Here is a 22,283-nt window from a genome sequence, read left to right as displayed (position 1 = left end):
GCCCGCCACTGTTCTGTTCGATGACGCACCCTGTTCCGGCAATGCCCGTCCGTAACGAACGCGAGCGCCGATTCGGCATCTAACGTTCGATGCCGCACCGACCCGTGCCGAGCTCTGCGACTAGACTGGTTCCCATGGCCGCGGCATGCAGGGCCTTAGGGTATGTTCAATCAACAGAGGAGGAATCAATATGTTATTCATCATCTGGATTATCATCGGTGGCGTCCTGGGCTGGCTCGCCAGCATGGTCATGAAAACCGACGCCGAGCAAGGCATGATCCTCAACATCGTGGTCGGCATCGTCGGCGCCTTCCTGGGCGGCTGGCTGCTGTCGCCACTGTTCGGCACCGGCACGATCAACTCCAATGACTTCACCGTGTCCTCGCTGCTGGTGTCGTTCCTGGGCGCCGTGATCCTGCTGGCCATCGTGAATCTGCTGCGCCGTGGCCGGATCCGCTAAGCGGGCTTCGTTCCAATAACCAACGCTGTCCCGCGTTGGTTTTTTTTGCCCCGAGCTCATCATGCGCACCCGGCGCTGGGTCATTGGCATCACGAGCAGCATCCTGTCGCTGTTCGTCGGATTTCTCGCACTCAACTTCATGCCGAGCGAGAAGAAGATCGAGGCCCAGCTGGTCCGCAAGTACGACACCGCCGATCCCCAGTTCCGCCGCTCGCTCGGCGTGCTGCTGGGGCCGCCCATCGTGGAAGGCAACAAGGTCCAGGTGCTGGTCAACGGCGAACAGATCTTCCCCGCCATGCTGGACGCCATCCGCCACGCGCAGAAAACCATCAGCTTCGAAACCTACATCTACTGGTCCGGCACCATTGGCCAGGAATTCACCGAGGCCCTGTCGGAAAGGGCGCGGGCCGGCGTCAAGGTCCACCTGATGCTCGACTACATCGGCAGCATGAAGCTCGACACCAGGCAGCTCGAGGCCATGCGCCAGGCCGGCGTGCGCGTGCAGCGCTACCACAAGCCGGTGTGGTGGAAGCTGGCGCGCCTGAACAACCGCACCCACCGCAAGCTGTTGGTGATCGACGGCAAGATCGGCTTCACAGGCGGCGTCGGCATCGCCGACAAATGGCGCGGCCACGCGCAGGACGAGGACCACTGGCGCGACACCCACTTCCGCATCGAAGGCCCGGCCGTCGGCCAGATGCAGGCCGTGTTCATGGACAACTGGACCAAGGCCACCGGCATCGTGCTCGACGGCGACGACTACTTCCCCGCGCTCGACAAAGTGGGGGATGCGCCGGCCCAGGTGTTCGCCAGCTCGCCCACCGGCGGCAGCGAAAGCATGCACCTGATGTACCTGATGGCGATCACCGCCGCCGCGCGCACGATCGACCTGTCGGCCTCCTACTTCGTGCCGGACGAGCTGGCCGTCGACGCCCTGGTGGCGGCGGCCCGGCGCGGCGTGCGCATCCGCATCATCGTGCCTGGCAAGAAGATCGACGCCGACCTCGTGCGCGCCGCCTCGCGCCGGCGCTGGGGCAATCTGCTGGCCTCCGGCATCCGCATCGCCGAGTACCAGCCCACCATGTACCACGTGAAAGCGCTGATCGTCGACCAGCGCCTCGTCTCGGTCGGTTCCACCAACTTCGACAACCGCTCGTTCTCGATCAACGACGAAGCCAACCTCAACATCCTCGACCCCGATTTCGCGCGCGCGCAAAGCGCCATCTTCGACGACGACTGGCGCCACGCGCGCCCGGTCACGCTGACCGGCTGGGAAGACCGGCCCATGCTGGAAAAGCTCAGCGACTTCCTCGCCTCGGCCATCGGCGCGCAGCTCTGAGCTGGCGCATATGCATGCGCGCATTAAGATTCTTTTACGATTTGCTGAACCAGTTTTTAAGAACGCGCCGCGCGCCGCTCCTTTAGCCTTGAGGCTCTTTTCAAGGAGCCTGACATGCAACCCGCAACCTCTTCCGCAAACCGCTACAACATCTACGCCATCATCCACAAGGCGCTGCGCAGCTTCATGTTCGACACCGTGACCCGGGTCGGCAGCCTGGACCGCGACGACGACGCCGACGTCGGCGCCGCCATGGCCCAGGTGCGCGACCTGGCCTACCTGTGCCGCATGCACCTCGACAAGGAAAACCATTTCGTCCACCCGGCAATGGAAGCGCGCTGCCCGGCCTCGACCGCGCAGGTGGCCGCCGACCACGCCGAACACGAACACGCGATCGTCGACCTGTACGCGCTGGCCGAGGCCGTCGTGACCGGCAGCGGCGCGGCGCGCCAGGCCGCCCTGCGCACCCTGTACCGCCACCTGGCCCTGTTCGCCGGCGACAACCTGCTGCACATGGACCACGAGGAGACCGAGCACAACGCGGTGCTGTGGTCGGCCTACAGCGACGCCGAACTGGCCGCGCTGGAGCAGGCCATCGTCGCCGCCATCCCGCCGCAGGACAAGATGCTGATCATGCGCTGGATGCTGTCCGCGATGTCGCGCGAGGAAAGGGCGGAAAAGCTGGCCGAGATCCGCGCGCACGCCCCGGCCCCGGTGTTCGCCGCGACCATGGAACTGGCCGCCGCCACCCTGCCTGCCGCCGCCCGGCGCAAGCTCGAAGCCGACCTCGACATGCATACACTGAAAGCCGCCTGAGGCCGCTCGTGGCGGGCATGCAGATATGGGTTGACTATATGCATCTCGTTTTTCATACTGGTGGACACCCGCCCGACAGACGGCGGGTTGACAACCCCTCACCACAAAGAGACGCGATGAAAAAGACCCTTCTCTCGCTCGCCATCCTGACCAGCTTCGGCGCCGCACAGGCGGACGAAGGCATGTGGATGCCGCAGCAGCTGCCACAAGTAGCCAAGCAACTGAAAGCCGACGGCCTCAAGCTCGACCCCAACACCCTCACCAAGCTGACCGAGTTCCCGATGGGCGCGGTGGTCAGCCTGGGCGGCTGCTCGGCGTCCTTCGTGTCGCCGGAAGGGCTGATCATCACCAACCACCACTGCGTGTACAACAGCGTGGCGGTCAACTCGACCCCGCAGAACGACCTGCTGGCCAACGGTTTCCTGGCCAGGACCATGGCCGAGGAACTGCCGGCCGCGCCGGGCAGCCGCGTGTTCGTCACCGAGGAAGTGAGCAAGGTCTCCGACAAGATCATCGACCCGGCCACCAATAAGCTGGCCGGCAAGGCCCGCATCGACGCCATCGAGAAGAACGAGAAGCAGATGGTCGCGGCCTGCGAACAAGACCCCGGCCACCGCTGCACCGTGGCCAGCTACTACGGCGGCCTGGAGTTCTACCTGATCAAGCAGCTGGAAATCCGCGACGTGCGCCTGGTGCACGCGCCGCCGTCCGGCACCGGCAAATTCGGCGGCGACACCGACAACTGGATGTGGCCGCGCCACACCGGCGACTACGGTTTCTACCGCGCCTACGTGAGCAAGGACGGCAAAGCCGCCGACTACGCCAAGGACAACGTGCCCTACGTGCCGAAACACATTCTTTCGATCGCCCAGCAAGGCGTGAAGGAAGGCGACTTCATCATGGTGGTGGGCTACCCGGGCCGCACCAACCGTCACCGCCTGCCGTCGGAAGTGGCCTGGACCTTCGACTGGAACTACCCGGCCTTCGTGAAGGCATCGGGCGAGGTCCTGGCCATCATCGACGAGCAGACCAAGGACGACAAGGCGGCGCGCCTGAAGTACGCCGGCCAGATCGCCGGCGTCAACAACTACTACAAGAACCGCAAGGGCATGATCGAGAGCTACCAGGGCAGCGACATCCTGGCGCGCAAGACGGCCGAGTTCAACGCGCTGAAGGCCTGGGTCAACGCCAGCCCGGCGCGCAAGGCCGAGTTCGGCCAGGGCATGGACGACGTCGAGAAGCTGATCGCCCAGCGTGACAAGCAGGTGCAGGACAACTTCTTCCTCGGCTACGCCTCGCCGCGCTTCCTCGGCACCGCGCGCACCCTGTACCGCCTGGCCAACGAGCGCACCAAGCCGGACGCCGAGCGCAAGAGCGGCACCCAGGACCGCGACCTGCCGCGCCTGACCGCCGCCATCGCCGGCCAGGACCGCACCTACGACGAGAAGGTCGACAAGGCGCTGGTGCTGCACTTCCTCAAGCAATACCTGGCCCAGCCGCAGGACACGCAGAACGCCTCGATCAACGCGGCGCTCGGCCTGCACAGCGGCATGAGCGAAGCCGACCTGAAGGCGCAGCTGGACAAGCTGTACGCCGGTTCCAGGCTGGCCGACAAGAACGAGCGCCTGGCATGGATGAAGAAAACGCCGGCCGAATTCAAGGCCAGCGACGACAGCTTCATCAAGGCCGCGGTCGCGATGTACGAGCCGGCCATGAAGGAAGAGCACGCCGACGAGGAACTGTCCGGCAAGATCCAGCAAGCCTACGCCACCTACATGAAGGCCAAGATCGCCTACATGAACAGCAAGGGCCAGGCCGTTTACCCGGACGCCAACAGCACCCTGCGCGTCACCTTCGGCAAGATCGCCGGCCGTGAGCGCGGCGCCGACGGCACCACCGGCTGGACCGCGTTCACCACCGTCAACGGCGTGCTGGCGAAAGCCACCGGCGAAGGCGAGTTCAACGCGCCGCAGAACCAGCTGGCCGCGATCCGCGCCAAGCAGTTCGGCAAGTACGTGGATCCGAAGCTGAAGACGGTGCCGGTCAACTACCTGGCCACGCTGGACATCACCGGCGGCAACTCCGGTTCGGCCGCGCTGAACGCCAAGGGCGAGCTGATCGGCCTGGCCTTCGACGGCACGCTGGACTCGATCATCTCCGACTGGGACTTCAACAAGGCGATGACGCGCGACATCCAGGTCGACATCCGCTACATCCTGTGGAATATGAAACAGGTCGACCATGCCGACAACCTGCTCAAGGAAATGAAGGTCGAGTAACACTTCGCCCTTCCCCGCAAGCCACGCGCCCCCGCCAGGCCGCGTGGCTTTTTTTATTGCGTTTTTAGACGTTTTTGAGCCGCGCTTGATGCACGTCAACCGCCCCAACTTTTTCCCCGAAAAAGCATAACTCCGGTCATGTTTCCATTTGGCATACATCGAGAAAAATGTGCACCTGCACAAACGCACTTCTTAATGGAGAGATCTCGATGGCTCGCGACACCAAAGAAAACAACGACACCCCGCAAGACAGCCGCCGCCGCTTCCTCGGCCGGGGCGCCATGCTGGGCCTGGCGGGCGCCGGCGTGGCCGCCCTGAGCGGCTGCAAGGAAGGCGAAGCCCCGGCCAAGGCCGCCGCCACCCCGGCCACCGCCGCCAACACCGGCGGCGCCTTCCACGAAGTGGCGCCCGGCCAGCTCGACGATTACTACCTGTTCTCCAGCGGCGGCCACTCCGGCGAGGCCCGCATCATCGGCATCCCGTCCGGCCGCACCCTGCGCCGCATCCCCGTGTTCAACGTCGACCCGATGGTCGGCTGGGGCATCACCAACGAATCGAAAGCGATCCTCGGCACTCACCCGGACGGTTCCTTGAAATTCATGACCGGCGACACCCACCACGTGCACGGCAGCTACACCGACGGCACCTACGACGGCAAATACCTGTGGGTCAACGACAAGATCAACTCGCGCATGGCCCGCATCCGCATGGACACCATGGAGACCGACAAGATCACCGAAGTGCCCAATGTGATGGGCATGCACGGCCTGTTCCCGGACAAGTGCGACCCGCTCGACAAGAAGATCAACCACACCACCCGCGTGTTCTGCGGCTCCGAATTCCACCTGCCGCAGCCGAACGACGGCCGCGACCTCGACGATCCGTCGAAATGGTATGCGCTGTTCAGCTGCCTCGACGCCGAGACGATGGCAGTGCGCTGGCAGTGCCGCGTGGACGGCAATATGGACTTGGTGGCCACCTCGTACGACGGCGCCCTGGCCGCCTCCAACCAGTACAACACCGAGAACGCGGCCGACCAGGCCGGCATGATGGCGGCCGAGCGCGATGCCTGCGTGTTCTTCAACGTGGCCCGCATCGAAGCCGCCGTCAAGGCCGGCAAGTTCGCCACCATCGGCAGCTCCAAGGTGCCGGTGGTCGACGGCCGCAAGGTGTCCAACGGCGATCCGAAGACCGCCCTCACCTGCTACGTCCCGGTCGGCAAGAACCCGCACGGCGTCAATGCCAGCCCGGACGGCAAGTACTTCGTCTGCTCCGGCAAGCTGTCGCCGACCGCCACCGTGATTGACCTGGCGCTGGTCACCAAGTGGTTCAACGGCGAGCTCAAGACCGAGCGCGATGCCGTGGTGGCCGAGCCGGAAATCGGCCTGGGCCCGCTGCACACCGCCTTCGACGGCAAGGGCAATGCCTTCACCACCCTGTTCCTCGACAGCCAGATCGTCAAGTGGAATATCGACGACGCCATCAAGCAGTACAAGGGCGACAAGGCGGTCAAGCCGGTGCGCGACCGCGTCGACGTGCACTACCAGCCGGGCCACGGCTACATCTCGATGGGCGAAACCAAAGAAGCCGACGGCAAGTACTTCAACTCGGGGAACAAGTTCTCGAAGGACCGCTTCCTGCCGGTCGGCCCGCTGCACTGCGAGACCGAACAGCTGATCGACATCTCGGGCGACAAGATGCGCATCGTGTCCGACCACACGGCCTATCCGGAACCGCACGACGCCATCATCGTGCGCCGCGACATCGTGAAGACGCGCCAGATCTACAACCTGGACGACTTCCCGAACAAGGTCACTGCCGAGAACGCGGGCGTCGAACGCAAGGGCAACAAGGTGCACGTGCGCCTGATGTCGCAGGCGCCGCAATTCTCGATGCCGGTGATTAAGGTGAAGAAGGGCGACGAGGTCACCATCACCCTGACCAACCACGACAAGGTGGAAGACCTGACCCACGGCTTCGCGATCCCGCGCTACAACATCAACTTCATCGTCAACCCGCAGGAGACCAAGTCAGTGACCTTCAAGGCCGACAAGCCGGGCCTGTCCTGGATCTACTGCACCCACTTCTGCCACGCGCTGCACCTGGAAATGCGCAGCCGCTTCCTGGTGGAGGCATAAGCGGGACTGGCAATGTTCAATCGCCTCATCGCGGGCCGCATGGCGCAGGCCATGTGGTTCGCGCTGTGCCTGCTGCTGCCGGGCCTGGCCCGCGCATCGCTGTACAGCACCGAGCTGCCGCCGCAAGTCGTGAGCGGCCCCAACCTGTGCGCCGCGGCTCCCTGCCGCGACGTGCTTCCTTCCGCCGTGGCCTTCTCGCAGCGCAGGGGCGCGCCCTTCTACGTCGAGGGCTATGACGCCGCGCGCCATGTGGTGGGCTACGTGTTCCTGTCGACCGACGTGGTCGACATCCCGGCCTATTCCGGCAAGCCGGTGGTCACCCTGATCGGCATGGACACGGGCGGCATCATCACCGGCGTGCGCATCCTCAAGCACTCGGAACCGATCCTGCTGGCCGGCCTGCCCGAGTCGGTGCTGACCCGCTTCGTCGAGCAGTACCACGGCAAGCGCGGCGACGCCCGCATGGAGATCGGCGCCGGCCGCGACGACGGCACGCTCGGCTTCGACGGCATCAGCGGCGCCACCGTCACCGCGATCGCCGAGAACCAGGTGATCGCGCAGAGCGCGTACATCATCGGCAGCCAGGTCGGCATCTTCAATCGCAAGGAGCGGCCCAAGGCCCACTTCACGCCGCTCACCGAACAGCTGTCGTGGGCCGCGCTGGAGAAGGAAGGCAGCATCGGCCACCTGCTGGTGCCGGCCGCCGACGTCGGCGCCGATCCGGCCAAGGGTCCCTACATGGACCTGTACTTCGGTTACCTCAATGTGCCCAGCATCGGCATCTCGGTGCTGGGCGAGCCGGGCTACCGGCGCCTGATGCGCGACCTGAAGCCCGACGAGCACGCGCTGTTCGTCGTCGCCAACGGCCAGGTCTCGTTCAAGGGCTCCGGCTTCGTGCGCGGCGGGATCTACGACCGCATCCAGGTGCGCCAGGACAGCGCCAGCTTCACCTTCCGCGACACCGACTACCAGAACCTGTACGGCGTCGCCGCGGCCGGCGCGCCGGCCTACCGCGAGTCGGGCATCTTCATCGTCCGCTCCGGCGGGTTCAACCCGGCCTGGCCATGGCAGCTGAGCTTTTTGGCGAACCGCAGCGACAAGCAGACCGGCGCCAAGGTGTTCGCCCACTTCGACGAGGAATACTGGGTGGCGGCGCGCTACCTCGATGGGGGCCGGCCGCGCGTCGAGCGCCCGGAGCCCGCGTGGCGCAAGGCCTGGCGCGCGCGCGCCGGCGCGATCGCCGTGTTCGTGCTGCTGCTGGCCGCCACCGGCGTGCTGTACGCGCGACGCGACAAGCTGGTACGCGCGTCGAACCGCAAGCACAAGCCATGGATTTCGGTGCCGCGGCACCTGTTGTGGATCGTGAGCGTGGTCTGGTTCGGCTGGATGCTCAAGGCCCAGCCCAGCGTGACCCAGGTCCTGACCTGGTTCCATTCCATGATCCACCAGTGGAAGTGGGAACTGTTCCTGTCGGACCCGTTCATCTTCCTGTTCTGGATCTTCCTGGCCGTCACCGTGCTGCTGTGGGGACGCGGCCTGTTTTGCGGATGGCTGTGCCCGATGGGTTCACTGCAGCATTTGGCATACCGGCTCGGCCAGGTGATCGGCCTGGGAAGATACCAGCGCCTCCTGCCCAAGCGCGTGCACGACAAGCTGAAGTGGGTGAAGTACATCGCTTTCGCCGTGCTGCTGGCGGTATCGTTGTGGTCGATGGAAGCGGCCGAAACGCTGGCCGAGATCGAACCGTTCAAGACCACCTTCCTGGTCGGCCCGTGGAACCGGCCCTGGCCCTACACGCTGTTCGTCGCGGCCATCCTCGGCATCGCGATCCTGTCCGAGCGGCCCTACTGCAAATATCTATGCCCGTTGGGCGCGGCGCTGGCGGTGCCGTCCACCTTCCGCCTGTCGGGCCTGAAGCGCAAGCAGGAATGCACCAGCTGCCACGCCTGCGCCGCCGGCTGCGGCTCGCAGGCCATCGATGCGCAGGGCCGCATCGACCAGCGCGAATGCCTGCTGTGCCTGGACTGCATGGTGATGTACTACGACGACCACGCCTGCCCGCCGCTCACCAGGGAACGCAAGGCGCGCGAGAAGGCCGGCCAGCCGCTGACGCCGATCGACAAGCACGGCTACTTCATCCCGATCACGCTGGTGCGCGAGCGAGGCGACAAATGAAGCGCACGCTGTTGGCCGCACTGCTTCTGGCGCTGGCAAGCAGCGCCGGCGCCGCCGTGCTGCGCGTGGAAGCCGGCCAGTCGATCGCGGCCGCGCTGCGCGCCGCGCGCGCGGGCGACACCGTGCGGGTGGCCGCCGGCAGCTACCGCGAGAGCCTGGTGATAGACAAGCCGCTGACGCTGCAAGGGGCCGGCAAGGTGGTGCTCAGCGCCGGGGGCAAGGGCGACGTGATCCGCGTGCAGGCCAGCGATGTCACTATCCGCGGCCTGGTGGTGCGCGACAGCGGCACCGACCTCGACGCCCAGAACGCCGGCATCTACATCCAGCCCCACGCCGACCGCGCGGTGGTCAGGAACTGCGCGCTGCTGGCCAACCTGTTCGGCATCTGGCTGGAGGAGTCGGCCGATGCGCTCATCGAAAACAACACCATCGTCGGCCGCGCCGACCTGTATTCGGCCGACCGCGGCAACGGCATCCAGGTCTACAACACCGTCAACTCGCGGGTGATCGGCAACACGGTGAGCTTCACGCGCGACGGCATCTACGTCGACTACTCGCGCCACGCGCTGTTTCGCGGGAACCGCCTGCACGACGTGCGCTACGGGACCCATTACATGAACACCAACGACAGCACCTGGGAAGACAACGAGACCTGGCACAACCGCGGCGGCCTGGCGCTGATGGAGGTGCGCCACCTCACCGTGCGCCGCAACCGCGCCTGGGGCAACGAGGAGCACGGCATCATGCTGCGCACGATCCAGGACTCGCTCATCGAGAACAACATCGTGGCCGGGAACGACCGCGGCTTCTTCATCTACGACGCCGAGTTCAACACCATCCGCGGCAACCTCGTGGTGGGCAACCGCAACGGCGTGCAGCTGACCGCCGGATCGAGCAACAACGAAGTCGACGGCAACGACTTCATCGACAACCGCGAGCAGGTCGAATTCGTCGCATCGAAGGATGTGGAATGGGGCCGCAAGCTGCCCAACTACTGGAGCAATTACCGCGGCTGGGACCAGGACGGCGACGGCCGCGGCGACCTGCGCTACGAGGCCAACGACATCGTCGACCGCATCAGCTGGCAGTACCCGCTGGCCAAGCTGATGCTGTCCAGTCCCGCGCTGCAGGCGCTGCGCTTCGCCGCGCGCCAGTTTCCGGTGCTGCGCGCACCCAGCGTGACCGAGCAGCACCCGCGCATGAAGCCATGGAACAGCAACTGGAGCAAATGGAATGGCGGACTACCGCATTGAAGTACGCAAGGCGAGCTGCCGCTTCGGCGACGTGCAGGCGCTCGACGACGTGAGCCTGGCCATCGGCGGCGGCCAGATGGTGGGCCTGATCGGTCACAACGGCGCCGGCAAGAGCACCCTGTTCAAGCTGATGCTCGGCCTGGCGCGGCCCGACAGCGGCGAAGTGCTGGTCGACGGCGCGCCCGCCAGCGGCGAGCGCTTTCGCCAGGCGCGCCGCCGCATCGGCTACCTGCCCGAATCCTTCGCCACCTGGGACAACCTGACCGGCAGCGAGGTGCTCGGCCTGTTCGCGGACCTGAAAGGCGTGCCGCGCGCGCAGGTGATGGACGTGCTGATGCGGGTCGGGCTGGCGCACGCCGCCGGGCGCCGCGTCGGCGGCTACTCGAAGGGCATGCGCCAGCGCCTCGGCTTCGCCCAGGTGCTGCTGGGCGCGCCCGAGTTGGTGTTCCTCGACGAGCCGACCAACGGCCTCGATCCCGAAGGCATCCACGACTTCTACCGGATCCTGCGCGAACTGCAGGCCGGCGGCACCACGGTGGTGATCACCTCGCACATCCTGGCCGACATCCAGGACCGCGTCGACCAGCTGGTGATCCTGCGCGGCGGGCGCGTGGCGGCGCAGGGCACGCTGGCCGAGCTGCGCGCGGCCGCCACCGAGCACGCGCACATCGCGCTGCGCGTGCGCACCGGCGCGGCGGCCGATGTCGCCAATGCGCTGGCCGCCGGCGACGATGCCGCCATCGAGCTGCGCGCCGACAGCGTGCGCATCGCCTGCGCGCCGCGCCACAAGATGCCGCTGCTGGCGCGCATCGCGGCGCTGGGCGACGCGGTGCTCGACCTGACCGTGCAGGACGCCTCGCTGGAACAACTTTTTCTCGGATTCGGAGGCAAGCATGGCACGCATTGACTGGGGCCAGGTGCGCGTGATCGCCTGCCAGGAATGGCGCGACCGCCTGCGCAACCGCTGGGTGCTGGCGGTCGCGCTGGTGCTGGCGCTATTGGCGCTGGCGATCGCCTACGCCGGCAGCGCGCAGCAGGGCCAGCTCGGCTTTCGCGGCGTGGAAGTGACCATTGCCAGCCTGGCCAGCCTCGCGGTCTACCTGGTGCCGCTGATCGCGCTGATGCTCGGCTACGACAGCATCGTCGGCGAACGCGAACGCGGCGCGCTCGACCTGCTGGTGTCGCTGCCGATCACGCGCACCGAGATCCTGCTCGGGAAGTTCGCCGGACTGGCGGCGGCGCTGGCCTGCGCCACCGGCGGCGGCCTGCTGCTGGCGGCGCTGCCGCTGGCGCCCCAGCTGGGCGCACGCGACGCCTGGCATTACGCCGGCTTTGCCGCCAGCGCGGTGCTGATGGGGATGGCCTTCCTCAGCATGGCGCTCCTGGTGTCGGTGCTGGCGCGCGACCGCATCCGCGCCAGCGGCGCCGCCATCGGCCTGTGGTTCGTGTTCGTGCTGGCCTTCGACCTGGCCCTGACCGGCGCCCTGGTCGCCAGCCACGGCGCCATCGGCAGCGGCGTGTTCGGCGCGCTGCTGATGCTGAACCCGGCCGACGTGTTCCGCATGCTGAACATCTTCGGCGCCGGCGACGTGCAGGACATGTACGGCCTGGCCACCGCCACCCCCGGCCTCATGACCTCTCCGCTGCTGCTGGGCGGCGTGATGCTGGCCTGGATCGCCGCGCCGCTGGCGCTGTCGGCCTGGCGTTTCCGCTGACCTGGAGGCCAGATGAAGAAGATCCTTTTACTGGGCTGGCTGCTCCTGCTGCTGGCCGGCTGCGCCCGCAACGACCGGGTCTACCACGTGCAGGGCCATGTGTTCGGCACCCAGGTCGAAGTGAGCATCTACGGCGAATCGGACCGCCGCTCGCAGCAGCTGGGCGACGCCGTGCTGCGCGAATTCGACCGCCTGCACCACAAGTTCCACGCCTGGCAGCCCAGCCAGCTGACGGCGCTGAACGACGCCATCGCGCGCGGCGAAAGCTACCAGGCCGACCCCGAGATGGTCAGCCTGCTGCAGTCGGCGGCGCGCCTGTCCGCGCAATCGGACAACCTGTTCAACCCCGCCATCGGCCACCTGATCCGCCTGTGGGGCTTCCAGAGCAGCGACATCCACGCGCAGGGGCCGCCGCAGGCCGAGATCGACAAATGGGTGCGCGCCAACCCGCGCCTGTCCGACCTGCGCTACGACCGCGACCGCATCAGCAGCGTGAACCGCGCGGTGATGATCGACCTCGGCGGCTATGCCAAGGGCTATGCGCTGGACCGCGCCGCATCGATCCTGCGCGCGGCGCACGTGAAGGCGGCGCTGGTCAACACCGGCGGCAACATGATCGCGATCGGCCAGCCGGGCGACCGGCCGTGGCGCATCGGGATCCGCGACCCGCGCGGGGCCGGCACCGTGGCCAGCGTCGAACTGCATGACAACGAAGCCATCGGCACCAGCGGCGACGACCAGCGTTACTTCATGAAGGACGGCAAGCGCCACCCGCACATCATCGACCCGCGCACCGGCGAGACCACCGACACCGTGGCCTCGGTCACCATCATCGCCAGCGGCGGCGCCGACCCCGGCCTGCGCTCGGACGGCAATACCAAGCCCCTGTTCGTGGCCGGCCCGCTGCACTGGCGCGAGATGGCCGCGCGCCTCGGCCTGAAGGAAGTGCTGCTGGTCGATGCCGCCCACAAGGTCGTCATGACGCCGGCGATGCAGGCGCGGCTGGACCGCCAGGATCCCTTCGGCGCCGGCGAGTAGTTTTCGTGACCTGGTTTATTTTTTTTTAAGTGACTTAGAGAAACAATGTACAGTTGAAGGATATTTCAACCGCAACAAAGGAAACAGCATGAAAGCACTGAAACTGGTGGTCCTGGCGCTGGCCAGCCTGACCGCAATCGGCGCCAGCGCCGCCGCCAAGCCTGACCTGGTTCTCGGCGAAAAGACCTACACCGCCACCTGCGTCGCCTGCCACGGCAGCGGCGTGCTGAACGCACCGAAGCTGGGCGACAAGGCCGGCTGGGCGCCGCGCATCAAGCAAGGCAAGCCGACCCTGTACAAGCACGGCCTGGAAGGCATCCGCATGATGCCGGCCAAGGGCGGCAACGCCGCGTTGAAGGACAACGAAGTGGAAGCCGCGATCGACTTCATGGTCGCCAAGTCGAGCTGATCGGTTCGCAAAGGAGTAAAAGCCGGGACATCCCGGCTTTTTTTTCGCACTGGTCCGCCCCTCCAGCCCGATCTCTTTCGAAAAAAACAATTAACTTAGATGTATGCGCATATCGACAAATTTGTTCCCTCGTCAAGAGCAATTTGGTGATGTTGTTTTCAGTCAATGCATACCTTGACCAATGCTCATTCTCCATGTTTCTATTGCGACCCCGGTTTGGCCGTCAGCAAACGTCCAGGGCCGGTCCGCACCACACGGGTGTAAAGCCGGGCAAGCGCCCGGGAACATGCAATAAAAATTTGGGAGAAAGTTTTAATGAGTTTCAAGATGAAGTCGATGTCGCTGGCGGTTGTCAGCGCGCTCACCGCGCTGTCGATGGCTCCGGCCATGGCCCAGGACGCGGCCGCCAACGGGCAGCAGGTGCAGCGGGTCGTCGTGACCGGCTCGCTGATCAGCCGTACCGATACCGAAACGCCGAGCCCGGTGCAAGTGCTGACCGCCGCTGACATCCAGAAGAGCGGCAAGACCTCGATCGCCGAACTGCTGAACGACCTGGCCGCCAACGGCCAGGGCACGCTGGGCACCGGTTTTGCCGGCGCCTTCGCCAACGGCGCTTCCGGCGTGTCGCTGCGCGGCCTGACGGTCGGCGCGACCCTGGTGCTGATCGATGGCCACCGCATGGCCCCGTACCCGCTGGGCGACGACCTGCAGCGCTCCTTCGTCGACGTGTCGTCGATCCCGTTCGACGCGGTCGAGAGCATCGAAGTCCTCAAGAGCGGGGCCTCGTCGCTGTACGGCTCGGACGCGATTGCCGGCGTGGTCAACATCAAGCTGAAGCGCAACTTCAACGGCACCCGCTTCAACGCGGAAACCGGCAATTCGCAGCATGGCGGCGGCAAGACCAACAAGGCCTCGCTGACCACCGGCTTCGGCAACCTCGACGCCGACGGCTACAATGCCTGGGTCAGCGCCGAATGGCGCCGCCAGGACGCGATCAAGGTCTCGCAGCGCGATCAGTTCGACTGGGATAACCGCGACTGGCGTGCGCGCGGCGGCAATAACCTGACCCTGGGTGTGCCCACTTCGCTGAACAGCAACCTGACCGCGGCCAGCGTCCCGTTCCTGTACAACCCGGCAGGCAACAACCCGGCAGGCGTGGCCAACGTCGACAACCCGGCCAACTACCAGTTCCTGAGCTCGGCCTGCAACTTCGCGCTGTACCGCGCGGGCGGCTGCGCGGTCAAGGACACCCAGTCGAACATTCAGCCGGCAACGGAAAACGTCAACGTGGTGGCCGGCTTCACCAAGCTGCTGCCTGACAACTGGGAACTGGGCGTGAAAGCGTCGCTGTTCCAGCGTAACAGCATCAACAACCGCAATGCCTCGCCGCAGGCGTTTTCGCCGACCACCTTCGGCGGCAACACCACGCTGGTGAACGGCGTGCTGACCGCAGGCGTGAACGCCGTCCCCAGCACCCTGATCCCGGCAAGCAACAAGATCAACCCGTTCGGCGTTCCGGCTCGCCTGTACGGCTTCATCCCGGACGTGGCGCCGACCAATACCGTCAACAACACCGCCAGGACTACCCGCATTGCCGCTGACCTGAAGGGCAGCGCATACGGCTGGGATATCAATGGCGGCGTCGGCACGAGCGAAGTGAAAAGCACGCTGGACTACAGCGGCTATATCTATCGCCAGGCGCTGTATAGCGCGATCAACAATGGCTCCTTCAACGTGCTGGGCGGTAACTCGCCGGACGTGATCGCGGCGATTTCCCCGACCTTCACCAACAAGCTGAGCTCGAAGCTGAGCTACGCCGACGTCGTCGCCTCGCGCGAACTGATGCAGCTTGGCGCCGGCCCGCTGGCACTGGCAACCGGCCTGCACTGGCACAAGCGCGAGCAGAACTCGCCGCCGCCGGCGCTGACCGTGAACGGCACGGTTGCCAGCACCATCGCGTTCACCATGGGTGACGAGACCAACACCGCCGCCTTCGCCGAATTGCAGGCAACGCCGGTCAAGGATCTGGAACTGCACCTGTCCAGCCGTCTCGACCACTACGACACTTACGGCCGTTCGTTCACGCCGGCTTCCAGCTTCAAGTGGACGCCGATGAAGGAACTGGGCTTCCGCGGCACCTTCGCCGCCGGCTTCCGCGCTCCGGGTCCGGCCGAGGTGGGTACTGCAGGCAAGTTCTTCACGTTCAACGCGATCAACGATCCGGTCCTCTGCGCTGACGGCAACAAAAAGACCGCGGGCAATGTGGTGGGCGCATGCGGCATCAGCCCGACCTACGTGCAGACCACCAACAAGAACCTGTCTCCGGAGAAGTCGAAGTCCTTCACCCTGGGCGTGATCGCCGAGCCGGTCAAGGGCCTGAACGCGACCCTGGATTACTACAATATCGAGATCACCAACCAGATCGTCACGGCGGCGGAGTTCCCGGGCTTCGTGGCTAACTGGGTTCGTTTGCCGGCTACCCCGGTCGACATCGCCAACGGCGACGGCACCACCCACGTCGGCACCCCGGCGGTCGGCGCGATCGCGTATGCCCCGTCCGCGTTCATCAATGCCGCCAGGACCAAGACCAGCGGCATCGAAGCGGACATCGGCTACCGCTGGAACCTGGGCAACATGGGTAAGTTCAAGGCGAACCTGTCCGCCACCCACATGTTTGGCTACTCGATTGATGGCGTCCAGCTGGCCGGCACCCAGGGCCCGTCGGGCGTTTCCGGCGCCACTGGCAATCCGAAGGATCGTGCCCAGCTGACCCTGAACTGGAGCCGCGGTCCGCTGGACGTGACCACCACGACCAACTACACCAGCTCGTTCTCGACCATCGATCCGTCGCTGGGCGTGAACGACTGCTCGAAGACTGCGTTTGCCGTGGGCGGCCGTACCTACTTCCAGGGCCTGACCCAGCCTTCGCAGTATTGCCGCGTTGCGTCGTTCACCGCCACCAACCTGAGCGTGCAGTACCATGTCAGCGACAACCTGACCCTGCGCGGTTCGATCCTGAACCTGTTCGACAAGCAGCCGCCGTTTGACGTAGCCACCTACGGCAACTCCGGTGCGCAGACCTCGTACAACGCCTCGCTGCACCAGGCAGGCGCGATCGGCCGCTTCTTCAGCGTCGGCTTGAACTACGCGTTCTGATGGCGCGACCAGCAGCGGCAGCCGCCGCTGCTGGCTCGCACCAACGCCCCCATGACGGACTGCGGTCCGGCTGGGGGCGTTTTTTTTGGTTCGATGCGAAACATGCGGGCCCCGGATAGAACCCGGGGCCTGGCTTGGCCGTCATGCCCGCGCGATGCGGGCATTGGCGGATTTTGTCGGGGAAGAACCCGTTTATTGGGTGCGCGCGGCTCAGCCGGCGTGATGGTTCAAGCGGCTATTGCGCACTCCATACACAAAGTAAGTCACGATCGCGACCGACATCCAGATCGTGAACACGCGGAAGGTCGCCGGCGACAGATCCTTCATGATGTACAGGCAAGCCAGGATCGACAGCCCCGGCACGAAGTAAGGCCCGAACGGCACGCGGAAGCCCTTGCGCACGCCCTCGCCCTGCTTCTTGCGGATCACCGGCACCGCGATCGACACCACGATGAAGGCCGTCAGCGTGCCCATGCTGACCATATCCCACAGGAAGGTCGAATCGACCAGCCCAGCCACGACGCCCACCACCAGGCACACGATCATGGTATTCGACACCGGCGTCAGCGTGCGCGGATGCACCTTGTGGAAAGTCTTCGGAATCAGGCCGTCGCGCGCGATCGCGTACAGGATCCGGGTCTGGCCGTAGATCGTCACCAGGGTCACCGAAAACACCGAGATCACCGCGCCGGCCGACAGCACCAGCGCCGGCCACACCTTGCCGGTGACGTTCTGCAGGATCACCGCCAGGCCCGCTTCCTGGCCCTCGAACAGCGCGGCCGGCTGCGCGCCCAGCGCCGCGATCGCGACCAGCATGTAGAACACGGTGACGATGCCCAGCGCCAGCAGGATGCCGATCGGCACGTGGCGAGTCGGGTCCTTGGTTTCCTCGCCCGCGGTGGCGATGGTGTCCAGGCCGATGAAGGAGAAGAACACGGTGCCGGCCGCCGCCGTCACCCCCGCCATCTGGCCCAGGCCCTTGGTGCCGGCATAGAAGGGGTGGAAATTATTGATGTCGAAGCCGCTGAACGCGATCACCGAGAAGAACACCAGGATCGCCAGCTTGATCAGCACCATGACGGCGTTGGTGGTGGCCGACTCGCGCGTGCCGCGGATCAGCAGCACGCAGCACAGGATCACCAGCAGCACCGGCGGCAGGTTGAAGTGGCCGGGGTGGAACTCGGTGCCCAGCTTGCCGGACACGATCATCGGCGAGCGCAGCATCTCCGGGATATGCCAGCCGAAGGCGTTCTGCAGGAAGTTGTTCAGGTAATCGGACCAGCCGATCGCGGTGGCCGAGGCCGCCAGTCCATATTCGAGCAGCAGGCAGGCCGCCACCACGAAGGCGCCGAACTCGCCGACGGTAGCGTAGGCGAAGGAATACGAGGAGCCGGAGGCCGGCACGCGGTCGGCCAGCTCGGCGTAGCACAGCGCGGTCAGGCCCGCCGTCACCGCCGCCAACAGGAAGGACAGGACCACCGACGGCCCGGCCTTCGGCACCGCCTCGACCATGGTGAAGAAGATGCCGGTGCCGATGGTGGCGCCGACGCCGATCATGGTCAGCGGGAACAACCCGAGCGTGCGGCCCAGCCGGTGTCCTTCGTGCGCGTGCGCGTCGTCCACGTGGCGCTCGGCCGGTTTGGTCCGAATTAGCTTTTGGCTCAGTGTTGTAGTCAAGGCGTGTCCTCTGTCAGGCGGATCCGGTGCGGGTTTGCGGTACAAACCCAAGCCGGGATTATAGGTGCATTGGGTGCGGCGAAGAAAAAACTTTCCTTAAACATCCATGCGCTTGGCATATTTTGGTAGAATGCTCCCCGGCCCCGCTTGTCAATGACCCAGTGGGCTTTTTTCAGCTTTAAAACATGCAAATATTTTGCATGTATATGAGGTATTCGCATTCATGATTTCTGCTGCATCCCGCCCTTACATTGACGCCAGCGTGCCGGTCCTGCGCGAACACGGCCTGGCCGTCACCACCGTTTTCTACCGCAATATGTTCGCGGCTCACCCCGAACTGACCAATCTGTTCAACATGGGCAACCAGGCTTCAGGCAAGCAGCAGCACTCGCTCGCTTCCGCCGTGTTCGCCTACGCCGCCAATATCGACAACGCCGGCGCGCTGGCGCCGGTGGTCAAGCGCATCGTGCACAAGCACGTCTCGGTCGGCATCACGCCGGCACACTACCCCATCGTCGGCCATCACCTGCTGGGCGCGATCAAGGAAGTGCTGGGTGAGGCCGCGACGCCGGAACTGATCGCCGCCTGGGCCGAAGCCTATGGCGCGCTGGCGGACGCCCTGATCGCCGCCGAAACCGAGATGTACGGCGTGGCCGGCGTGGCCGCCGGCGAGACGCGTCCGATGCGCGTGACCGAAGTGGAGCGCCAGAGCGCCAATGTGCTGTCGATCCGCCTGGTGCCGGAAGATGGCGGTGCGCTGCCGCCGTTCGCGGCCGGCCAGTACGTGAGCGTGGCCGTGGACCTGGGCGCGGGCCGGCGCCAGCTGCGCCAATACAGCCTGTCGGACGCGCCGGGCAAGGACAGCCTGCGCATCTCGGTCAAGCGCGAGGATGCCGACGACAACGCGCCGGCCGGCGAAGTGTCGAACTGGCTGCATGCGAATGTGAAGGCCGGCAGCGTGCTGCAGCTGACCCACCCGTTCGGCGAATTCACGCCGGACACCGAGTCGATCGACCCGGTGGTGCTGCTGTCGGCCGGCGTCGGCATCACGCCGATGATCGCCGCGCTGAACCGCATCGCCGCCATCAATCCGGAGCGCCGCGTGATCTTCGCGCACGCCGCGATCGATGCGGATCACCATGCACACCAGGCCGACATCGCCGCCGCCAAGGCGCGCATGCCCTACCTGAATGTGGTGACCTTCCACGAGCAGCCGGGTGATGCTGCGGGCGTGCTGCCGGGGCGCATGGACCTCGCGCGCCTGCCCAAGTGGCCGCTGTCGGAGACCAATGTCTACATGTGCGGCCCGCTGGGCTTCATGCAGGCGCAGTGGGATGCCCTGCTCGCCGCCGGCGCCCCGGCCGCGCGCCTGCACCGCGAAGTGTTCGGGCCGGACCTGCTCGACAACTTGCTGTAAATGTAGTGTTACCGTCATTCCCGCGGACGGGGGAACGACGGTAGCTTTTATCCAGCGCACCAAAAAAACCGGGCGCACGCACATTGCGGACGCCCGGCCAACTGCTGTCGATTCTGCTTAGTCGACCATCACGACATGCCGGCCGCTGATGCTGCGCTGCGGAGGATTGCCACGCACGCGCACCGAGCCGGAGCCGCTGGTCGATGCGATCAGGTCCTGGCGCACATTGGCCATCAGGCTGCCCGAGCCGGTGCTCGACAGGTCGCCGCGCTCGCTGGCCAGGCCATCCAGGTCGGCGCTGCCGGAACCGGTCACGTGCACCGTCAAGTAACGCACCGCGCCGCGCGCCTGCACCTTGCCCGAGCCATGCACGCCGATGGTGGCATGCTCGCCGCGCAGGTCGCCGGCATACAAATATCCAGACCCGTTCGAATTCAGCTCCGCGCCACTGGCGCGCAGGCGGTTCGCTTCCAGCCGCCCGGAGCCATTCAGTTGCGCATCCAGCTGTGCCACGTCGCCGGCCAGTTCCAGCACGCCCGATCCGTTCAGGCGCGCCTGCAGCGGCGCGCCATTCAATCCTTCGACATTGATGCGTCCGGATCCGTTGGCCTGCACGCCGGTCAGGCGCGGAACCGTATAAACGATATGCACCGGATTGCGGGTTCGGATGCGGTCAGCCGAAATGCGCAGCGTGTCGCCGCTGGTCTCGGTGCGGATCAGCGGCAGCAGGTTGGAGTCGGCTTCGACCACCAGCGACGGCGCCGGGCCGACGCGCACGTCGACCTGCATCGAGCCGTTGACGGCCAGCTGCGGCAAGCTGCCGATGGTGCGCACTTCGCGCGTGTAATTGCCGTTGCCTTCGACAACGGGGGCGCTGCTGAAGGCGGAACGGACGTGAACGTCGCCATCACCGTCGGGACCGACGATCATGACGCACCCGCCGAGCATGGCGAGGCAGGCGATGGAAACCAGTGTGCGCATGGGGAGCCTTTTCTTGTTGTGAGCTGGCGTCGAGCGCCGATGATGGCACTCTAGCAAGGCGTCCCCGCTGCCGCGCGCCGGATGCGACGAGCTGCAGAAAATGCATGATGAACTGCGCCGGGCGGCGACCGGTTGCCGCCATCCCGACGCAATATGCATGTCAGCGCTGGCCGAGCGTGGTCGGTCCGAACAGGGTCTTGAACTGGCGTGGCTGCGAGCGCCAGTATTGCGGCGGCGCGCTTACCTCGGCGGCCAGCTCGGCGGCGGCGTGCCACGGCCAGCGCGGGTCGTACAGCATCTGGCGCGCCAGCGCCACCATGTCCGCCTGGCCCGAGCTGATGATGGTCTCGGCCTGGGTCGGCTCGGTGATCAGGCCGACGCCGATGACCGGCATGCCGCAGGCGGCCTTGATCGCGGCCGCGAACTCGATCTGGTAGCCCGGCCCCACCGGGATCTTCTGCTTAGGCGACAGGCCGCCGCTGGACACGTGGATGAACTGGCAGCCCAGCTTTTCCAGTTCGCGCGCCAGCACCTTGCTCTGCTCCAGCTCCCAGCCGCCTTCGACCCAGTCGGTGGCGGAGATGCGCATGCCCACCGCCATCTCGGCCGGCGCCGCGGCGCGCACCGCCTGGAACACCTCCAGGGCGAAGCGCATGCGGTTTTCCAGCGAGCCGCCGTATTCGTCGGTGCGCTGATTGGACAGCGGCGAGAGGAACTGGTGGATCAGGTAGCCGTGGGCGCCGTGCAGTTCGATCGCGTCCAGGCCCAGCGCATGCGCGCGGCGGGCGGCCTGCGCGAAGCTGGCCTTGATGCGTTCGATGCCTTCCTTGTCGAGCGCAGTGGGCACCGTCTCGCCTGGCGCATGCGGGATCGCGGAGGCGGACTCGGTCTGCCAGCCGCGCGGATCGGTCAGCGGCAGGTTGGCGCCGCCCTTCCACGGCAGCTCGCTCGACGCCTTGCGGCCGGCGTGGCCGAGCTGGACGCCGATCTTGATCGGCGAGTAGCGGCGGATCGCATCGATGACGGGCTTGAGCGCGGCCTGGTGGGCGTCCGACCACAGGCCCAGGTCCTCGGGCGAGATGCGCGCTTCAGGCGTGACGGCGGTGGCTTCAAGGATGAGCAGGCCGGCGCCGGACAGCGCCAGGTGACCGAGGTGGATCATGTGCCAGTCGGTCGCCAGGCCATGATCGGCCGAGTACTGGCACATCGGCGCGATGGCGATGCGGTTTGCCAGCTGCAGTGGGCCCAGCGCGATTGGCGAGAAAAGCTTGCTCATGAAGACTCCCGTGACAAAACGGCTAGTCTACTGCGCAGCCAGATTCCTTGCCGGGAGCGGCACGTGTCGTCAATGAATAACCACCAAAAGTGAAACCGTCGTTCCCGCGCAGGCGGGAACCCATGCTGAGCATCCCGACACGCGGTCTATGGGT

16 protein-coding genes are annotated in these 22,283 nt (G+C 65.9%); 13 read left to right on the top strand and 3 right to left on the bottom strand.

Annotation, left to right across the window (positions count from 1 at the left end; genetic code table 11):
- The first annotated feature begins 190 nt into the window (after window positions 1-190).
- The 12 genes from NX778_RS23075 to NX778_RS23020 all read left to right on the top strand — a co-directional run bounded on the left by NX778_RS23075 (window position 191) and on the right by NX778_RS23020 (window position 16,778).
- Window positions 191-460 (top strand): GlsB/YeaQ/YmgE family stress response membrane protein, encoded by a 270-nt coding sequence (locus tag NX778_RS23075; protein WP_258814151.1) that lies wholly within the window; start codon window positions 191-193, stop codon window positions 458-460.
- Window positions 461-521: 61 nt separating this feature from the next.
- Window positions 522-1,799, top strand: coding sequence for a cardiolipin synthase (gene cls / locus NX778_RS23070; RefSeq protein WP_258814150.1), 1,278 nt, complete (start codon window positions 522-524; stop codon window positions 1,797-1,799).
- Between the two features lie 114 nt (window positions 1,800-1,913).
- Window positions 1,914-2,615, top strand: a complete 702-nt coding sequence (locus NX778_RS23065) for a hemerythrin domain-containing protein (RefSeq protein WP_258814149.1) — start codon at window positions 1,914-1,916, stop codon at window positions 2,613-2,615.
- Window positions 2,616-2,731: 116 nt separating this feature from the next.
- Window positions 2,732-4,894: a S46 family peptidase gene (locus tag NX778_RS23060; protein ID WP_258814148.1), complete on the top strand. Its 2,163-nt coding sequence runs from the start codon at window positions 2,732-2,734 to the stop codon at window positions 4,892-4,894.
- Between the two features lie 209 nt (window positions 4,895-5,103).
- Window positions 5,104-7,032 carry a TAT-dependent nitrous-oxide reductase gene (nosZ, locus tag NX778_RS23055; RefSeq protein ID WP_258814147.1) on the top strand — a complete coding sequence of 643 codons (1,929 nt, stop codon included), beginning with the start codon at window positions 5,104-5,106 and terminating at the stop codon, window positions 7,030-7,032.
- Between the two features lie 12 nt (window positions 7,033-7,044).
- On the top strand, window positions 7,045-9,207 hold the full coding sequence (locus NX778_RS23050) for a 4Fe-4S binding protein (RefSeq protein ID WP_258814146.1): 2,163 nt from the start codon (window positions 7,045-7,047) through the stop codon (window positions 9,205-9,207).
- Window positions 9,204-10,460, top strand: a complete 1,257-nt coding sequence (locus tag NX778_RS23045) for a nitrous oxide reductase family maturation protein NosD (protein ID WP_258814145.1) — start codon at window positions 9,204-9,206, stop codon at window positions 10,458-10,460. The genes NX778_RS23050 and NX778_RS23045 overlap by 4 nt, the downstream gene beginning before the upstream one ends.
- The gene (locus tag NX778_RS23040) at window positions 10,441-11,367 is read left to right on the top strand and encodes an ABC transporter ATP-binding protein (RefSeq protein WP_258814144.1); all 927 of its coding nucleotides are present in this window, start codon (window positions 10,441-10,443) and stop codon (window positions 11,365-11,367) included. The genes NX778_RS23045 and NX778_RS23040 overlap by 20 nt, the downstream gene beginning before the upstream one ends.
- Window positions 11,363-12,175 (top strand): ABC transporter permease subunit, encoded by an 813-nt coding sequence (locus NX778_RS23035; protein WP_258814195.1) that lies wholly within the window; start codon window positions 11,363-11,365, stop codon window positions 12,173-12,175. The genes NX778_RS23040 and NX778_RS23035 overlap by 5 nt, the downstream gene beginning before the upstream one ends.
- 12 nt (window positions 12,176-12,187) lie before the next feature.
- The gene (locus NX778_RS23030) at window positions 12,188-13,213 is read left to right on the top strand and encodes an FAD:protein FMN transferase (protein WP_258814143.1); all 1,026 of its coding nucleotides are present in this window, start codon (window positions 12,188-12,190) and stop codon (window positions 13,211-13,213) included.
- A gap of 88 nt (window positions 13,214-13,301) precedes the next feature.
- Complete coding sequence (locus tag NX778_RS23025) at window positions 13,302-13,622, top strand: c-type cytochrome (RefSeq protein WP_258814142.1); 321 nt, start codon at window positions 13,302-13,304, stop codon at window positions 13,620-13,622.
- Between the two features lie 315 nt (window positions 13,623-13,937).
- Window positions 13,938-16,778, top strand: a complete 2,841-nt coding sequence (locus NX778_RS23020; RefSeq protein ID WP_258814141.1) for a TonB-dependent receptor domain-containing protein — start codon at window positions 13,938-13,940, stop codon at window positions 16,776-16,778.
- A 210-nt stretch (window positions 16,779-16,988) separates the two neighbouring features.
- On the opposite strand, the gene NX778_RS23015 is transcribed toward NX778_RS23020, so the two are convergent.
- Window positions 16,989-18,455, bottom strand: a complete 1,467-nt coding sequence (locus tag NX778_RS23015; protein ID WP_258814140.1) for an amino acid permease — start codon at window positions 18,453-18,455, stop codon at window positions 16,989-16,991.
- Window positions 18,456-18,678: 223 nt separating this feature from the next.
- On the opposite strand from NX778_RS23015, the gene NX778_RS23010 reads away from it, so the two are divergent.
- Window positions 18,679-19,872, top strand: a complete 1,194-nt coding sequence (locus NX778_RS23010; protein WP_258814139.1) for a globin domain-containing protein — start codon at window positions 18,679-18,681, stop codon at window positions 19,870-19,872.
- A 117-nt stretch (window positions 19,873-19,989) separates the two neighbouring features.
- Here NX778_RS23010 and NX778_RS23005 read toward each other — a convergent pair whose 3' ends face one another.
- Entirely contained in the window at window positions 19,990-20,853 is an 864-nt protein-coding gene (locus tag NX778_RS23005) for a head GIN domain-containing protein (RefSeq protein ID WP_258814138.1), read from the bottom strand.
- Window positions 20,854-21,013: 160 nt separating this feature from the next.
- A complete protein-coding gene (locus tag NX778_RS23000) occupies window positions 21,014-22,129 on the bottom strand; it encodes an NADH:flavin oxidoreductase/NADH oxidase (RefSeq protein WP_258814137.1) in 1,116 nt (371 codons plus the stop codon).
- Window positions 22,130-22,283: the final 154 nt, after the last annotated feature.

It is taken from the genome of Massilia terrae (genome assembly GCF_024753145.1).
Classification (GTDB): Bacteria; Pseudomonadota; Gammaproteobacteria; order Burkholderiales; family Burkholderiaceae_D; genus Telluria; species Telluria terrae.
This window is presented reverse-complemented; position numbering and strand designations above follow the sequence as displayed.

What these genes read in the sequence shown, in the direction of transcription:
- NX778_RS23020 (WP_258814141.1), top strand. Translation starts at nt 13,938, where the DNA reads ATGAGTTTCAAGATGAAGTCGATGTCGCTGGCGGTTGTCAGCGCGCTC.
- cls (WP_258814150.1), top strand. Translation starts at nt 522, where the DNA reads ATGCGCACCCGGCGCTGGGTCATTGGCATCACGAGCAGCATCCTGTCG.
- NX778_RS23010 (WP_258814139.1), top strand. Translation starts at nt 18,679, where the DNA reads ATGATTTCTGCTGCATCCCGCCCTTACATTGACGCCAGCGTGCCGGTC.
- NX778_RS23075 (WP_258814151.1), top strand. Translation starts at nt 191, where the DNA reads ATGTTATTCATCATCTGGATTATCATCGGTGGCGTCCTGGGCTGGCTC.
- NX778_RS23050 (WP_258814146.1), top strand. Translation starts at nt 7,045, where the DNA reads ATGTTCAATCGCCTCATCGCGGGCCGCATGGCGCAGGCCATGTGGTTC.
- NX778_RS23000 (WP_258814137.1), bottom strand. Translation starts at nt 22,129, where the DNA reads ATGAGCAAGCTTTTCTCGCCAATCGCGCTGGGCCCACTGCAGCTGGCA.
- NX778_RS23065 (WP_258814149.1), top strand. Translation starts at nt 1,914, where the DNA reads ATGCAACCCGCAACCTCTTCCGCAAACCGCTACAACATCTACGCCATC.
- NX778_RS23040 (WP_258814144.1), top strand. Translation starts at nt 10,441, where the DNA reads ATGGCGGACTACCGCATTGAAGTACGCAAGGCGAGCTGCCGCTTCGGC.
- nosZ (WP_258814147.1), top strand. Translation starts at nt 5,104, where the DNA reads ATGGCTCGCGACACCAAAGAAAACAACGACACCCCGCAAGACAGCCGC.
- NX778_RS23005 (WP_258814138.1), bottom strand. Translation starts at nt 20,853, where the DNA reads ATGCGCACACTGGTTTCCATCGCCTGCCTCGCCATGCTCGGCGGGTGC.
- NX778_RS23060 (WP_258814148.1), top strand. Translation starts at nt 2,732, where the DNA reads ATGAAAAAGACCCTTCTCTCGCTCGCCATCCTGACCAGCTTCGGCGCC.
- NX778_RS23045 (WP_258814145.1), top strand. Translation starts at nt 9,204, where the DNA reads ATGAAGCGCACGCTGTTGGCCGCACTGCTTCTGGCGCTGGCAAGCAGC.
- NX778_RS23025 (WP_258814142.1), top strand. Translation starts at nt 13,302, where the DNA reads ATGAAAGCACTGAAACTGGTGGTCCTGGCGCTGGCCAGCCTGACCGCA.
- NX778_RS23030 (WP_258814143.1), top strand. Translation starts at nt 12,188, where the DNA reads ATGAAGAAGATCCTTTTACTGGGCTGGCTGCTCCTGCTGCTGGCCGGC.